Below are 15,065 nucleotides of genomic sequence, written 5' to 3'. Positions count from 1 at the left end.
TCAAGCCGGTCTTTGCGGAATTCAGCCGGTGGCTGGCGAAACGTAGCGGCCGATGATCTTTTGTGCGGGATCGTCCTTGCGGAACAATGTCCGGCCCGGAAATTCGCGCTGATAGAATGCGGCGATCTTCGCGGCTGTCGGACCGGCATATTCCACCCGGCCGTCCGGAAAGAACACATCCAGATCATCGTCTTCATGTCCGCAAGCGTAAGTCTCCTGGGATCCGTGCAAAACCATGGCGGCACCTATCCGGCTGTTGACGAAATTCTGAACATCGAGAAACTTCGGCGAACGCGCATGGGTCTCGCCAAGCCTTTCCTCCCTGACGCGAACGATCCGGTCCGGCGCGTCCATATCGACGATCCCATAAAGGTCGAAATCGCCGTGAATGCATTTTCCGGCGGTGATCAGCGAACTTGAGGTGAATTTCACGCAGCCGTAATAGGGGTCCTCCGGATCGCGTTCGACGAAATACTGTCCGCCGCCCGGAACATAAGTGAATTGTTTCTGCTTTTCGCAAGAGGCCATTTCAGGCCGCAAGAGATTTGAAAAGAGACGCCAGGCCTCCAGTGCCTTGACGTATTTTCCACCGGAATAGGCGCCCTCTCCAACCAGTCCCGGATCGACCACCAGACCGGCGAGACATCCCCTTCGGGCCGCCGGCACCCTGCTTCCCCTGGGAACGACATCGAAATCCGCCGTCTTGGCCTTGCAGTCGAGCCTCTTGGGCACCGCATGACTTTCCCCGATATGCTGAAGGGACGCGGTGTTCGTGCGCCGGACAAGAATTGCAACATTGTAAAGTCTTGACGCGGACTGAAACACACCAATGTGTCCCGACCGCATATGTTTGAGAATATCCGCTTTCCCAGCCATGGAAAGCCTCCTCGTTTGAAAGCAGGTTGATTTAAAATCCGCGTTAAAATGTCTTCGCGTGAATGGCGTGAATTTAGCAGGTTCTTGCGGTATCAGGATGTGATTTCGATCACACGCCCCGCCCCGGCTTGCTGCCACCACATCGTAAAAGTTTCGCAGAACCTGCAAATTCACCCTGAATTCAGTGAAACTACGCAGGCACCCTTTAATCAAAGGCGAAAAGAAACCTGAAACGCGACGTCAATTGTGGCATTCCCGTGATCAATTGGATATAATGTGCTCGTAGCTTTGAATTTTAACAACCAACTGGCTCGCACCGGGCCGTTTTTATTTGGTCATTGGGGCAGGTTTCGCAGATTCAGGTTCCTGTGACGCGTATTACAGAAACATTACGCCGCCCGGGGTATATCCTTTTCCCAAGAGGACTAAAGGCCTCGAGTGAAGATCGGTCGAACCGACTGGCAACATTGATCGACGAGAGGACAGGACATGTTCATACGAATGATCGCCGTGCTGGCAATCGTGATTGCAGGAACGGCCCCGGCACTGGCCAAGCGCATTGCCCTGGTTATCGGCAACGGCGCCTACGAGCATACGGTACAACTTCCCAATCCGGCCAACGACGCCGAACTGATGGCGACCAAGTTGCGCGGCCTCGGATTTGATGTCGTTGCAGGTCAGGACCAGACCTACAGCGATATGCGCCGGACCGTCATGGAATTCGCCAAGAAAGCCTACGGCGCCGAAATCGCCCTTCTGTTTTATGCCGGACACGGCATGCAGATCGGCGGCCAGAACCTGCTGGTTCCGATCGACGCCAAAATCGAAGACGAAACGTCGCTCGATTTCGAAACGATCTCCGTCGACTTCATCCTGCGCCAGATGTCCAAGGACGTGAAAGTGCAGATGGTGTTCCTGGATGCCTGCCGCGACAATCCGCTGGCACGGACACTGGCCCGCCGCATGGGACCCAGCCGTTCGGGCAACGTCGGAGCTGGCCTTGCTGAAATCAAGGTGCAGGAAACCGGCGGCGAAGGCTCCGTTATTGCTTTCGCGACAAGCCCCGGCGACGTCGCTCTTGACGGCGAAGGTGCCAATTCGCCGTTCACATCCGCCCTCATCCGGCATATCGACACACCGAACGTCTCGATCCAGACCGTGATGACCCGCGTGACCGGCGACGTCTTTGACGAAACGGAAAAACGCCAGCGCCCCTGGGTGAATGCGTCCCTGATCGGCGAGGTCTTTCTGAACAAGCAGGCAGTAGCCGCCGCGCCGACGACCGAAGTCGCCTCTCTCGGGAACACTGCGACCACGACCCCGCAGGCTCCCGCCGTCAATCAGGCGGCGGTCAATACGGCCACTCAGAACACTATCTCCTGGGAACGGGAAAAGCTGGTCTGGGAAACGGTGAAAGACAGCAACAACGTTGCCGATTACAAGTCCTATCTGGAAACCTATCCGAACGGCACGTTTGCCGGGTTTGCACGTAACTCGATCAAGCGTCTTGAATCCCAGTCGCAGGTTGCTTCCTTGAACCCGGCGGGGACTGCTCCGCAGACCGGGACCGGAATAGTTGCCACCCTGCCGGATCCGCAAAAGGCGATTCCGGGCACCCAGGCGACCGAAGACAGCCTTGGCTGGAACCGGACCGCTCGGCGGGAAGTCCAGGCCCGGCTGAACCTCTCGGGTCACAATGTCGGGAATCCGGACGGGGCCTTCGGTCCGAAGACCCGTGCCGGTGTCGCCGCCTGGCAAACCCAGAACGGCATCGTCCCAACGGGCTATTTCACGGCTGCGCAATATGCGTTTCTGACCACCCAGACCGCAGTCCAGTACACAGCCTATGCGGCTGAACTGCAACGCAAGCAACAGGCAGCCGCGGCCTCCCGCAGCGCCGCGAGCACGCGCAAGACTTCAACCACCAAGAGCCGCGCGAAAAACAACGGCGGGTCAATGAACCCGGCCGGCGCCGCCTTTCTCGGCGGTGTCGTCGGCGGCATTATCGGTGGTGCCATCGGACGCTGAGGCGAACCGGAAACTAATACTAAAAAGCCCGGCATACCGCCGGGCTTTTTCAGTTTCACGAGGCAGGCTTTTTCAAAAATTAGAGTGGCCGGCACAGGCTCACATTGCGCTTGCGAGCCGAAAAAATCATAAGACAAGCATGTTGCGTTAAATTGAATTCAGGAAATCGCCCGAACGCATTTGCAAAGCAAACGCTGCCTCGGGCGTCTTCCTGAATCCATTAATCCGCTTAAACGCAACACACTCTAAGCAGCGCCTGCCCGGCGTCTGTCAGTCCAGTTTCAGGCTTACCCTTTTTATTCGCGAGGACCTTGCTTCGTCCAAAATGCGCACGACCTCCTGAAAGCCCGTTCCGCCCGCCGGTATAAGGATCGCTCCCACCGCGCCAAGGCCGGCCAGTCTGTCCAGCTCATCGGCCAGTTCATCCAGTTCCAGCTCCAAACCGTTCACGGTAAGCCTCAGTACGCCCGATTCCTGATGCGGACGTGCAAGAATCAGGATCGATGGCGCGGCTTCAGGCGGCTGGGAGACGCTTTCGCCCGCCCTCTCGCCGCCGAGTGAAACCTCCAATGGCCGCCATATGCCAAAACTCGATGAGAGAAGAAAAAACATCACCAGAATGAAGATCACGTCGATCAGCGGCGTCAGCGGAATGCGTCTGCGTTTTCCAAGCGGTGTCCGGATTGAAATCATCAGCTCGACCTTTGAGATGCATGTCCGCAAGGCCGTTTCACCCCACTGTCACGCAGTTTGCCCTTGCTGCAATCTCCACGTCAACTTATCCGCTTCCTGATGAAGGCGGGATACCGCAATGGGAAATTGACCGGGGGATTTCATTTCCTTAGCGTGTTTCACAGGAAGAAAATCAGGTCAGCTTGAGAATGCGGGCACCGCTTTTGAAAAAACGCAACAAGGATCAGCGAACCCGGCGGAACACCACAGCCGGGATTTTGGCCGTATGCGCCTTTCTGGCCTTCCCGAGCGTTGCTGAAGCCGGCCTGCGGGTCTGCAACGGGTCCGTTGACCTGGTGAATGTCGCCATCGGTTACGAAACAGATGAAGGCGTGCGGACCGAAGGCTGGTGGACCATCACTTCCAATGCCTGCAGCCAGATTCTCCAGGAAGCGCTCACAAGCAGGCGCTACTATCTTCATGTCGCTGACGGATTTAGCGAAAGCCGTCTTGGCGGAGACATTACCCTTTGCATTCGGGAAGAAAAATTCGTTTTGTATGACGGTGACCAGTGCTGGCAGCGGGGGCTGATCGAAGCGGATTTTTTCCAGATCGAGACCGAAGGAGCGCAAGACTGGACGGTGCTGCTGTCATATGACTGATACAGATTGCCAGAAGCCGGCTTTCGCCGGGGTATTTATTCTGTTCAAAGCATATATTCGGGGGAAATAAATGCATTTTTCAATACGATTTGTTCTGGTTGGATTTTTGTCCGCCGCGTTCGCGGCATCCGCCCAGGCCCAGGAAGTAACCGGCAAGATCGGGCTTGAGCTCAATCACGTCCAGGCGACCCAGGACGGCGGTTGCCGCCTGTCGATCATTGCCACGAACGGTCTGCAACGGCCGATCGACCAACTTGGCCTGGAAATGGTCGCCTTCAATACCGATGGTCTGGTGGACCAGTTCCTGCGTCTTGATTTCTCACGGATTTCCGCCGGTAAAACCAAGGTTCTGCAGTTCGATCTCGCCGGAAAATCCTGTGAAAGCCTTTCCCGTCTCCACATCAACGATGTCCTGAATTGCGTCCCGCCAGCCATAACCGATGTTTATTGTCCCGATCTTCTCGATCTGAAGAACCGAACGCCGATTGAATTCGGGGACTGAACCCGGGAATTGAACATCCCGCGTCCGGGCGAATAAGGAAACATCGGTTGCATGGTTGAGACATCTTCTTCTTTGCTGGAACTTGGAGGCCCGGTTGTCCTCGTGCTTCTGGGAATATCCGTGGCCGCGCTCGCGGTGATCTTTGCCAAGGTGTTCCAGTTTTCAAACGCCCGTGTCGGGCGTCACGGCCAGGTCCGGCGCGCCGTCGCCCAGTGGCGTACGGGCGAGAGGAGCAAAGCCTCCCAGAACCTGCTCAAGGACCGCTCGCTGTCCGCCGCTCTGGTGCGAAACGCCATGGACGCCATTCAAATGCTGGACCAGCAGGCCTTGTCTTCCCAGGAGAGGGACATCCGCGAAGAACGTCTGAGAGAAGAAATTTCCGCGCGGGCGGCAGACCGGCTGTTCGGTCTGGCGAGCTGGTTGAAGGCCCTTGATCTGGTCACCCAGATCTCGCCGTTGCTTGGCCTTTTCGGTACCGTTCTGGGCATGATCGAGACATTTCAGACATTGCAGGAGTCCGGCGCCGCGGCCAATCCCGCCACTCTGGCGGGCGGCATCTGGGTCGCGCTGCTCACGACCGCCTGCGGTCTTGCCGTCGCCATACCGGTTTCCGTGGCCGTGACCTGGTTCGAAACCCGGCTGGAAAAGGAACGGGCCGCGATCGAAGTGCTGCTGACAGGCGTATTCACCGCCGGATCAGGAAGCGCGCTAAACCCGAACCCCGCAGCTTCCTGACGAATTTCTGTTTAACGCGATACCTTGAAAGCCGTCAGGGAATAGACCCCCGGCGCCGCGAGGACCTCGGCGATCCGTCCCGCGGGAAGATTTGCGAACCGGGCAGGCTGGCTGGCCTCCGGCCGGTTCCAGATGGCGAGCACCAGCGCGGTCTCGCTTTCCTGTTTGGACAAAAGCGTGACAGGCACCGAAAAACGCCATCCGCCCGCCGTCACAGCATTGGATGCCGGCAGGATATAACCCCGGCCGTCGTGGATCTGCCCGCCATCGTCAATCAGGTAGAGTTCCGGCGAGCCAATCCCACTCAAGGGAACGCCTGCCGCTTGCGCCGCGGCGATCCGGTCCAGCGGCAAGTCCCTCTGAACAACCCCGGATACATTCGTTCCGCTGAGAACGATGGTCCTGTCCAGTTCCACAAGCCCGGCCGCCTCAATCCCTTCCGACAGACCAAGCGCATCCAGGAGGGCGCATTGCTGGCGGGTCACCAGCCGAACCTCGATTTTCGCCTCATAACCCTGATCGGCGGCAAAACGCTGATCGAACACGGCAAACGGGGCAATACCCGCGCCATAGGCGGTCACTGCCGCACTGTGCGCACCGGCCGACGTGACCGTCAGATGGGAGCATTCACCCGGGTCGTAGCTGGCGACATAGCCGGAGACCTTTGCCAGGGGATCGATGCTCGCGACTTCGACCGGCGCAACACCCTGGGCCGGATCCGATGCCTGCGACGCTGCCGGCACAGTGGACGTTTCGGGTCGGGACGGTGCTATGGCCGTCACCTCCTCCTCGGCCGGGCGGAGCGCCGCGATTTGCTGTTCCACAGGTTTGACGGCCTGAGCCGTTCCGCTTTCAACCTGAACAACGGCGGAAGGAGCACCGGCTTTACTGACGGATGTCTCATCTGTTCCAGGGACAGCCGACGATGCGACCGTCTGGGGTGGTGATACCACCACATTCGTAATCTGTGTCACGGCAACCGCTCCGGACTCCGGACCCGCTACCGGAGTGATAAGTGACACGGCAGGCGTAACCGTCGAAACGGTTGGCTGAGCGATCAGACCGCCGGATGGAGCCTGAACAGCGCTCACGACGAGGCTCGGCTCCAGGTTTTTCACCTGTTGAGCGGAAGCCGTTACCGGTTCGACCGGACGAACCGCAAGATTTTGTGGCTGCTTTGCCGGCGTGACCGGCGCTGCGATCACCGGTATTTCCTGGGTCTTCGCGGCATCGGCAGCCTGCGAAACCTGAACCGTGGAAGGTCGTGGAATATCGGGCCTGGACGCTTCTGCGTTCGCCAGCCGCAAGGTTTGTCCCTGCACCGGCCGGGCGGTAACAACTGTTTGCGAAGAAACCGGTTGCGGCGGTTCTGAAGGAGAAACGACTGGCGCCACGGAGGGAACCGCCGATTGCGAAGGCGCGCTCTCGATCGCCTGCACAGGCGCGAACGTCAGTCCGCCGCTCTCGATGATGACTTCGGTCTCATGTGGCGGCGTCGGCTCGTCCGGCCCGAAGGACATATCGGGCAAACCATAGATCAGGACCGAAATATGGATGGCGACCGAGATGCCGAGAACCGCCGGCCACAAGAAACCCGGGATTCCCCACTGACCGTCCTCATTGTAAAGCGCCGCGCTCACCGCCGATCCGCCTCGACCGTTACCAGCGTAAGATGTGTGATGCCGTTCGCCCTGAGCGTGTCCGCGAGGGCCGCGACCGCTTCCATTTTCGCGCGCTTGTCGACCTGGACCGCCAATTTGTCCGTCTTTTCAGAGACATCTGCCAAAAATGTCTCAAGTTGCGCGGTGTCCAGGCGCTCTCCCTCAAACCACACCTCCCCGGTCCGAGCCAGAACGAGGCTGCCCTGAATGCTGCCGGTTCCCGAGCCGGACGAGGTTTCCGCCCAGGCGAAGTCCTCCGGCAGCGTAGGTTTCAAGGTTCCGGCGACCAGAAGAAACACCAGCAGCAGAAAAACCACATTGATCAGCGCCAGCGAGCTGTCGGCTGACCTGTGCGCCATGGCCTGGGGCAAATGGATGGGTTTCGTATACCGCTTCATTTCACGACCGTATCACGATCACCCGTCCCCTGTTCACGGCACGACTTTTATCGTCGTTGCCGTCGCCCGCAAGACAGGAACATCCTGAGACAGGCTTTCAAAGAACGGCTTTGCCTGTTTCTCGCTCCGGTTTCGAAGTATCGAAGCGATATCCGGTCCCACCATTGCAATGACCAGTCCGGTTTCCTCCGACGAGGCCGTGAGGCTGAGCGGAACCACGAAACCCGCGCCGCCATCGTCGGTCTGAATATAGGGAGACAGATTGGCGACTTCTCCATTGCTGGAAATATAGAGCAGACCGAGATCGCCGGTCGCCGGATCATATCCGGAGATCCGCCCGGCCATGTTTTCGCCGTTCGGAATGACGGTGCGCTGCATATCCAGGTAAAGTTTGGTCTTCGCGCCCCCCTGAGGGGTCGCTCTCAGGAAAGCGATCGCCGGACATTGCGCATCGCTGACCAGATTGACCTGGATCTTCGCCTCGAACCCCTGACTTTGGGTGAAATCGCTGTCGAAACTGATGAACGGCGGCGTACGCGAGGCAAATCCCTCGATTTCCGCGGACCGGCTGGCGATCTCCACCGGCTGCAGATACATGCAGTCACCGGCCTGATAGCCGCGGACGAAGTTCCGGATACGATCTTCCGGTTTCACGACCTCCAGCGGTTCCTCCTTAGCAAGAGGTGCCGGCGGCGCGATATTGGTTACCTGCTCGCCGGGTTCCTGCGGCTGCTCGTTGCCTGCTAATCCCGAAAGCCCAATTGACGGATCTCCGGTTGCCGGTTCTTTGGAAACCAGTTTGGCGGGGATATCGGGTAAGCCGGTATTTTCCGTACCGGTCTGCTCCTGGTCCGCCGCGGCTGACTGGCTGCCCGGCTGAACCGGAGCTGCCGGAGCGTTTTCGCGCGGGGCTGCCACCAGAACCGGTCTGTCTTCCAGGTCCGGCACCGACTGGCCGGCTAGAAAATAGACGCCCCCGGCGCCCAGCCCCGCAAAGCCCAGGAGAGATACGGCAACGAGGATGCGGCGCCCCCATCTGACCGGCGGGGGTGTCTGGTCGAGTGTGGATTGTTCCGGCGGCGGTCCGGAAGGCCGGATAATTGTCGCTTCCTGAACGCGCCGCGTCATCGGCGCACCCAGCGTCCATTCGGCGACTTCAGCCATGGATGCGGGCCGGTTGGCGGGATCGGGTTGCAGCATCGCCTCCAGCAGCGGCCGGAAACGCGTGTCGATCCCGTCCAGCGCGGGCAATTGCCGGCGTTTTTCGACGATCTGCACCTGGGTGCCGCCCATGTCGATGTGTTTGCCTGTCAGCGCCTCGGCGAGAACGAGACCGAGCGAATAGATATCGCTGCGTGGCGTGACCTTGCCGTCGAAGATACCGACCTGCTCGGGGGAAACGTAATTCACCTTGCCGGCGAAACCATCGCCGATGATCGTCGGGCCGCCGGTATTTGCCCTGGAAATACCGAAATCGATGATCTTGGCCTGACCGACGTCGCCGTTCTGAAGAATAATATTGTCCGGCGAAAGGTCGCGGTGGATGACTTCCCGGTCGTGAACGGCCTGAAGCGCGGACGCGACCCTGTGGAGGAGACGGTAAACGGCCTCCGGTTCCAGGGGGCCGGCTTCGATCCGTTTGCTCAGCGACGGACCGCCGACGAATTCCATGGCCAGATAATAGATGCCGAGCGTCGGCTCCTTGGCAAAGACAAAATACTGGGTCAGCGCATCATGCTTCAGCTTCCGCAGGATCTTGGCTTCGCGCTTGAAAAGATCGAGGATCATGGGGTCTCTGGCGAAACTCCCCAAAAGCACCTTGATGGCGACAGGGTCGCCGCTTTCCACATCCCTTGCCCGGTACACAGTTCCAATGCCACCGTCGGCGATATGCTCTTCAATCTCGTAGAGATTGTTGAGCCTCGTTCCTTTCGGCAGCAAATTTTGAGCAGGGCTCATCTGTCGGTAGCTCCTTCAGCCGCGGAAATGCGGTCAATATCCACGATCACCACGGTCACGTTGTCCGAACCGCCGCCATCGAGCGCCCCTTTTATCAGGCATTGCGCTGCCGCGTTCGGCGCGCCGTTCATCAGGAAAGTGCCGATCACGGTATCGTCCAGATGTCCGGTCAATCCATCCGAACATAACAAAAACCGGTCACCCGGCAGGAGATTGCCGGACACCATTTCCAGCTCCAGATCCAGACCGGAACCGATCGCCCGGGTTATGACATGACGCCGCGCGAATGTCTTCGCCTCCTCCTCGGTCAGAACGTTCTGATCCACCAGCTCCTGGGCTTCGGTATGATCCGTCGTCAACTGCTCCAGTTGGCCGTTGCGGAACCGGTAAACCCGGCTGTCACCCGCCCAGATACAGGCGAAATTGGAATCGTAGGTCAAAAGTGCGGCTATAGTCGTCCCCATCTGACCGCCTTCCGCCTTGGCGACCGCACTTTCTATCCGGTCCTTTGCGACGATCACGCGGCTCTCGAATTGTTCCAGCAGATCCTCGGCGCTGCGCGGCAGGGTGACGTTGAAAAGCGCCTGTTTGACCAGTCCGGAAGCAATTGCCCCACCGCTGAGCCCCCCCGCCCCGTCCATGACCGCAAAAATGCCTTTGCTTTCATCAACGAAATAGGTGTCCTGGTTTTCTTCCCGCACCCGTCCGGTGTGTGTGATCCCGACCGCATATCCGCGAAGGGCTTCCTGTATTTTCCCGATCATGTCCGACTGTCCTCCGGATGATACAGCCCACGAGATGTCGCTGCCCCTTCCTGTTCTTCAGCGGCCCCGCCGCCATAGGCTTCCGGCAGGATAAGCCAGCGGAAGGCATTTGCGTGCGGAAGGCCGGAACAGGTGAACGCATATTCGCGGTCCCCCGCCCGGCAACGGAAACCGGAACTGACCCAGGCCCCGGTTTCCTCCATCGCAGCAAGGTCGGGTGTCCCGTCGGGCGTGCCGTCCATCAGAGCGGGCACAGGAAGCTCGAGATCGGCCACCGCCTCCTGGAAACCGCCCAGATCGGCATCTTCCCGCAGCGTTTGCAGCAGGATCGCTTCAACTGTCTCGTACCAGTCACCGGCCGGGCGCACTCCGTTGCCCCCCGCGGAGCTGACCGGAGCGACCACCGTCAGGGGAAATTTTCGACCGACCCGGTCCACGCTCGGCATGACCGCACCTGCCACCGCGCCCTCAAATTTGCCGCCGTTTGCAGGTTTCATCCAGAATTGCCATACCGGCATGGTCATGTAGGCCTCCTCCCAGGTATCCTTCAGGTCCAGCCGCGACTGCGCGAGCCCCTTGATCAGAAACGGCTCCCACAGCTTCAAAAATCCGGTCGGGCACGCGCCGGTCACAAAGTCCGCCCGCGCCGGCAATTTGCCAAAATAACCGCTGCCACCCGATCCGCATGCCATGGCCTAGAGCACTTTTAGGAAACAAGCGCCTTCGGTGGGCCAAATCAGCCCATCTCCGTCGTTGCGACGTTTGTCCGATGCGCCGCATCGCACTGCGCGCCGCGCCTTGGTGATAAGCTGAGTTAACTCCATCAAATGCTCCGTGTTTCTCAAAAGCGCTCTAGGGTCTGTGGACAATTAGGTTTGGGTCGCGGCGCGAGCCGGATTTCGGTGTCCGAACAGGAGGAAAGTCCGCAGTGGTGCCCCCCACCACAAGGACTTTCCGACGCAGTCGGGACCGAAATCCGCCGCATCTCGAAGAGATTTGGATGCAAAACGCCCATTTCGGCGTCCCAATGTCTTGAAAGGGAACACCCTTCCTGCGACCTTGCTTCTTGAACTGGGCGTTTTGCATCCAAACCTCGACCAAATCCTTATTGTCCACAGACCCTAGAAACTCGTCGGACAGCTGAAATCCCCGACAGCCGACAGGAAGAACGGATTGGGTTTCGACCGCAGCGTGATCGTGAATGCAACCTGCCGGCCGCCAAGCGTTTCGCGGACAACGAATTTGTTCGGATCGGAGCTCACCCGATTTGACTTGATGAAGCGGTAGAAGGCCCAGTCGCCGTGGATTTCCTGCCGCGACCTGTATCCGGGAACTTCCGGCTGAATCACCAGAACGACCCTCGGCGTCGCAGTGTTGCTCGGCCAGTCGAAACTCGCGGGAAGCGGTTCGATCTCCGCGTTGAAGCCGGGTCCGCGCGTGACCAGAACCAGGTTGCCGTTCACTTCCAGGCTCGCGGCATCCGCCTGTTGCGACAAGGCGCGCGGGACCACCTGAAGACCGACGGAGGGAAAGGCGTTTCCGGTTGGAAAGAATGCCTGCTTGATCAGGTCCGCGCGCTCGAACTGGCGCAGGGTGGCGTTGGACAGCCGGTCCGACTGCGAGACTTCAGGCTTCCACGTCCAGGGTTTCGCCGAGGTATCGACCAGGGGTTTCAGGTTTTCGTCGAAGAACCGCTGCATGATGCCGCCAGGCGAGAACAGCTTGGCGAATTCCGTCATCGGAACTTCGGACCGCCCGTTGGTGAAGGGAAAGTTCCGGCCGACGATGCCCTGGCATTGCCCCACGACCTGCGACTTCAGCTTTTCATTGAGCTGCGTGATCGAAGTCTCCTTGAATTCCTCGTCGAATTCCTTGGCCGCCTGCAGGACCAGCTTGTCGAAAGGATTGGGAAACCGCGTGGCGTTGCTCCTGAGGAGGGAAGCCTGGATCTGGACGTTGGAGTTTGCCGTCTCGCTCTGCAGCGGGTTGTTGGCAACCACCAGGAGATTGTCGAGGATGTTCTTGAAGTTGACCAGCAGCGCGTCGATCTTGCGGCTGTTTTCACCTTCCACCAGCACGTGATAGGGGCGGAAATGATCCTCGATCGCCTTGCCTGGGATGATCTCCGGTCCGCCGCCGCCCGACACCGCGCCGAGTGCACCGGAAACACCGTTCGGCGCCAGCGCCTTGATCCCGGCCTCAAGGCCGATGCGTTTCAGTCCACCGGAGGAATCGAGCACATAGCGCTGGAAGACCTTCTGAGCCGCTTCGCTACCGGCGTCCTGAGCGCTACCTCCCGAGGCAATCCCGGCAATGCCGTCACTCGACAGATCCTGTGTGAGCAGCGTTTCCCGGCGGATGCTTTCCAGAATCTGGACGACAGGCGATGTCGGAGCGGAAACCGCCTGCAGCGCCGTATAGAGCGGCTTGTCATCCCGCATCGATTTGAACTTGAGGTTGCCGAGCGCCTCTTCCCAGGCTGCGTTGAAGTCCCTCGTATAGAGGGTCAGGATTTCCCCCGGCAATGTCTGGTACTGATCGGCAAAGGCGTCGGCTTCGCCGATATCGCCGAAAACCCAGTTGTCGCGTTGAAGTTCTTCCCTGATACCGGCGAGGTTCGGCAGGACAGTCAGATGGAAGCCCGGATAGGTATAGAATTTGTCTACGGCAACCGTATCCAGAGTATCGCCGTTTTCGGTCTCGAAGACGGTTTCCATATCCGGACCGCCGCGCTGTTCGGCAATCCAGTCCTCGCTCGCCAGGCCTTTGGCCCGGGATTTCAGCAGGGCGTAACCGCGCTCCGCAACGCTGACCCGGGCGAGTTCGCGCTGCACTTCGGCGACCAGAACTCCGTCGAGCTGGCTTGTCAGAACGTTGCCGCCGAAATCCAGGTCCAGCATGGCCTCGACATGGGAATTGAGCTCGTTGCGCAGGACTTCTCCCTGGGGCCCGGGGAAACTCTGGAGGAAATCCGCCCGGAAGGAGTTCTTGATCTGGACCTTGTCGATCTCCGGCGCATCGCCGGCGACCATGCGGTAGAGCTTGGTCAGGTTGTAGAGATCGTCGATGTCCTGACCGCCCGGCCCCGTCCGGTTGTCGAGCACGTCGGTCATCTGCTCTTCAATCCTGAGAAGCAGACGCGGGCGCAGCAGACGCTCCAGTCCGCTGCGGTAGGACGTCACGCCCGCCGCCTCGAGGCGTTCGCGCTGGCTGAGACCGAATTGCTCCATGAATGGGGTCGGATTGTTGCGGCTGTCATACCCGGCAGGCAGCGCGCGCAGCAACGAGAGGATATAAGTGGTGTCACGCAAGTTGTCGTCACGCACCACGCGCTGGTCCAGAACTCCCTCGCCTTCGGCGCGCACGGCGGCCACCGCCTTGGCGGTTTCATCGATCAGGGCCCGGTTGTTGAGATAGCTGACCGTCCACAGAGTGCCCAGGCCAAGCGTGACAAGCGCGATCGCCGCATAAGCGCCGATCCGCGCGGCCGTTGCCATTCGCACCGCCTGGCGGTTGTGGGTGACCCAGCCCGCTTCCCCGATGATCACCTTGGTCAGCAGATCGCGGAGAAAATAGCTCTTTCCCTGTCCGGACAAGGCGGCCGCCTGATAGGCGGTCCCGAAGGCCTGGCTCATGGAGCCGATGACCCGGTCGATCGCCGTTCCTGTCTGCGTGCCGGAGGTGAAATAAAATCCGCGCAGGACCGCATTCGGGTAGTAGCGGCTTGGCTCGAAAATGGCGTTCAGGAAACCGGTCATCCGGTCCCTGAGCGCGGCTACCTGCGTGGGAAAGCCGTAGAGCATCAAACGCGCCCGCGGGTCCGGCTCCTCCTGCAGCCTGTCGGCCATCTCCTCATTCAGCCGTTCGATGAGAAGATCGAATTCCGCGGGCACTTCGGAGACCATGTTCTTGGTCTTTTCCCGCGTCTGGAAGGTTGCGCCCCACACCAGATTGCGCCGGCTCTCCGGATAGGAGCCGAAAAACTCCATGAAACCGGCGACCGTGTCCGCCTTGGTGAAGATCACATAGACCGGAAAATCGATCTTCAGGGTTTTGTAGAGTTCGATCAGCCGGGACCTGATGGCGTCCGTATGAAGCTTCAGTTCCTCTTCGGATAGGGTCATGAGGTCTTCAAGGCTGATCGACACCATGACGCCGTTCACCGGCTGGCGCGGCCGCGCCTTGCGCAGCATCTTGAGGAACCCCAGCCAGCCTTCCCGGTCATGCTCTGCATCGGAATCCTGAGTGGTGTAGCGTCCCGCCGTATCGATCAGAACCGCATTTTCCGCGAACCACCAGTCGCAATAGCGGGTGCCGCCGAGCCCTTCCAGTTTCTGCGCCTCGCCCTTGCCGCGAGAATTGGCGAATTTCAGCCCCGAATGGACCAGGGCGGTCGTCTTTCCGGCCCCCGGCGGTCCGATCATCAGATACCAGGGAAGATCATAGAGATAGGTCCGGCCGCCACCGCTCGCGGTTTTCAGGGTCTTCAGCGCATCCTTCATGCGCTCGGACAGGATCTCCTTATCCTCGTCGCTGGCTTTCGGCTGCAGGATTTCCTGCTCGAGCGCCCGGTTGGCGGCAATGCGTCTGTAGATTCGGTAGCCGGCCCAGCCGCCGATCGTCAGAAGAATGAACAATGACAGAAGCAGCCGCACCCAAAGCGGCTCAAACGGGCGCACGCCGGCAATCGCCAGGAACGGTCCGCCGAACCAGATCAAGGCAATGAGGGCGAGAATGCCAATCAGAATTGCCGATATTCCAAGCCAGAATTTCATCGATAGTGCCTTGTTCTGCGGTTGACCGGCGTT

General features: G+C 59.5%; 12 protein-coding genes. 4 read left to right on the top strand and 8 right to left on the bottom strand.

Annotated elements, in window-relative coordinates; translation table 11 throughout:
- Positions 1 to 21 precede the first annotated feature (21 nt).
- Complete coding sequence (locus tag CLV41_RS18745) at positions 22 to 876, bottom strand: hypothetical protein (RefSeq protein WP_103223965.1); 855 nt, start codon at positions 874 to 876, stop codon at positions 22 to 24.
- 489 nt (positions 877 to 1,365) lie between these two features.
- On the opposite strand from CLV41_RS18745, the gene CLV41_RS18740 reads away from it, so the two are divergent.
- Entirely contained in the window at positions 1,366 to 2,904 is a 1,539-nt protein-coding gene (locus CLV41_RS18740) for a caspase family protein (protein ID WP_103223964.1), read from the top strand.
- Positions 2,905 to 3,174: 270 nt separating this feature from the next.
- Here the strand turns inward: CLV41_RS18740 and CLV41_RS18735 are convergent, their stop codons facing one another.
- Positions 3,175 to 3,597 (bottom strand): ExbD/TolR family protein, encoded by a 423-nt coding sequence (locus CLV41_RS18735; RefSeq protein ID WP_103224152.1) that lies wholly within the window; start codon positions 3,595 to 3,597, stop codon positions 3,175 to 3,177.
- Between the two features lie 188 nt (positions 3,598 to 3,785).
- On the opposite strand from CLV41_RS18735, the gene CLV41_RS18730 reads away from it, so the two are divergent.
- The 3 genes from CLV41_RS18730 (at position 3,786) to CLV41_RS18720 (ending at position 5,475) form a co-directional block, all read left to right on the top strand.
- Positions 3,786 to 4,238: a DUF1036 domain-containing protein gene (locus CLV41_RS18730; RefSeq protein ID WP_103223963.1), complete on the top strand. Its 453-nt coding sequence runs from the start codon at positions 3,786 to 3,788 to the stop codon at positions 4,236 to 4,238.
- A gap of 70 nt (positions 4,239 to 4,308) precedes the next feature.
- Complete coding sequence (locus CLV41_RS18725; RefSeq protein WP_103223962.1) at positions 4,309 to 4,740, top strand: hypothetical protein; 432 nt, start codon at positions 4,309 to 4,311, stop codon at positions 4,738 to 4,740.
- A 51-nt stretch (positions 4,741 to 4,791) separates the two neighbouring features.
- Positions 4,792 to 5,475: a MotA/TolQ/ExbB proton channel family protein gene (locus CLV41_RS18720; RefSeq protein ID WP_103223961.1), complete on the top strand. Its 684-nt coding sequence runs from the start codon at positions 4,792 to 4,794 to the stop codon at positions 5,473 to 5,475.
- Positions 5,476 to 5,486: 11 nt separating this feature from the next.
- Here the strand turns inward: CLV41_RS18720 and CLV41_RS18715 are convergent, their stop codons facing one another.
- The 6 genes from CLV41_RS18715 to tssM all read right to left on the bottom strand — a co-directional run bounded on the left by CLV41_RS18715 (position 5,487) and on the right by tssM (position 15,032).
- Positions 5,487 to 7,115, bottom strand: a complete 1,629-nt coding sequence (locus tag CLV41_RS18715; protein WP_103223960.1) for a hypothetical protein — start codon at positions 7,113 to 7,115, stop codon at positions 5,487 to 5,489.
- Positions 7,112 to 7,534: an ExbD/TolR family protein gene (locus CLV41_RS18710; protein WP_103223959.1), complete on the bottom strand. Its 423-nt coding sequence runs from the start codon at positions 7,532 to 7,534 to the stop codon at positions 7,112 to 7,114. The genes CLV41_RS18715 and CLV41_RS18710 overlap by 4 nt, the downstream gene beginning before the upstream one ends.
- Positions 7,535 to 7,567: 33 nt before the next feature.
- Entirely contained in the window at positions 7,568 to 9,493 is a 1,926-nt protein-coding gene (locus tag CLV41_RS18705; protein WP_103223958.1) for a serine/threonine protein kinase, read from the bottom strand.
- Positions 9,490 to 10,257 (bottom strand): PP2C family protein-serine/threonine phosphatase, encoded by a 768-nt coding sequence (locus tag CLV41_RS18700; RefSeq protein ID WP_103223957.1) that lies wholly within the window; start codon positions 10,255 to 10,257, stop codon positions 9,490 to 9,492. Before CLV41_RS18700 ends, CLV41_RS18705 begins: the two co-directional genes overlap by 4 nt.
- Entirely contained in the window at positions 10,254 to 10,949 is a 696-nt protein-coding gene (gene tagF, locus CLV41_RS18695; RefSeq protein WP_103223956.1) for a type VI secretion system-associated protein TagF, read from the bottom strand. Before tagF ends, CLV41_RS18700 begins: the two co-directional genes overlap by 4 nt.
- 429 nt (positions 10,950 to 11,378) lie before the next feature.
- On the bottom strand, positions 11,379 to 15,032 hold the full coding sequence (gene tssM, locus CLV41_RS18690) for a type VI secretion system membrane subunit TssM (RefSeq protein ID WP_103223955.1): 3,654 nt from the start codon (positions 15,030 to 15,032) through the stop codon (positions 11,379 to 11,381).
- Positions 15,033 to 15,065 lie beyond the last annotated feature (33 nt).

It is taken from the genome of Roseibium marinum, assembly GCF_002906165.1.
GTDB classification, from domain to species: Bacteria; Pseudomonadota; Alphaproteobacteria; order Rhizobiales; family Stappiaceae; genus Roseibium; species Roseibium marinum.
This window is presented reverse-complemented; position numbering and strand designations above follow the sequence as displayed.

Coding starts and splice junctions, on each gene's coding strand:
- CLV41_RS18745 (WP_103223965.1), bottom strand. CDS start 876: ATGGCTGGGAAAGCGGATATTCTCAAACATATGCGGTCGGGACACATT.
- CLV41_RS18740 (WP_103223964.1), top strand. CDS start 1,366: ATGTTCATACGAATGATCGCCGTGCTGGCAATCGTGATTGCAGGAACG.
- CLV41_RS18735 (WP_103224152.1), bottom strand. CDS start 3,597: ATGATTTCAATCCGGACACCGCTTGGAAAACGCAGACGCATTCCGCTG.
- CLV41_RS18730 (WP_103223963.1), top strand. CDS start 3,786: ATGCGGGCACCGCTTTTGAAAAAACGCAACAAGGATCAGCGAACCCGG.
- CLV41_RS18725 (WP_103223962.1), top strand. CDS start 4,309: ATGCATTTTTCAATACGATTTGTTCTGGTTGGATTTTTGTCCGCCGCG.
- CLV41_RS18720 (WP_103223961.1), top strand. CDS start 4,792: ATGGTTGAGACATCTTCTTCTTTGCTGGAACTTGGAGGCCCGGTTGTC.
- CLV41_RS18710 (WP_103223959.1), bottom strand. CDS start 7,534: ATGAAGCGGTATACGAAACCCATCCATTTGCCCCAGGCCATGGCGCAC.
- CLV41_RS18705 (WP_103223958.1), bottom strand. CDS start 9,493: ATGAGCCCTGCTCAAAATTTGCTGCCGAAAGGAACGAGGCTCAACAAT.
- CLV41_RS18700 (WP_103223957.1), bottom strand. CDS start 10,257: ATGATCGGGAAAATACAGGAAGCCCTTCGCGGATATGCGGTCGGGATC.
- tagF (WP_103223956.1), bottom strand. CDS start 10,949: ATGGCATGCGGATCGGGTGGCAGCGGTTATTTTGGCAAATTGCCGGCG.
- tssM (WP_103223955.1), bottom strand. CDS start 15,032: ATGAAATTCTGGCTTGGAATATCGGCAATTCTGATTGGCATTCTCGCC.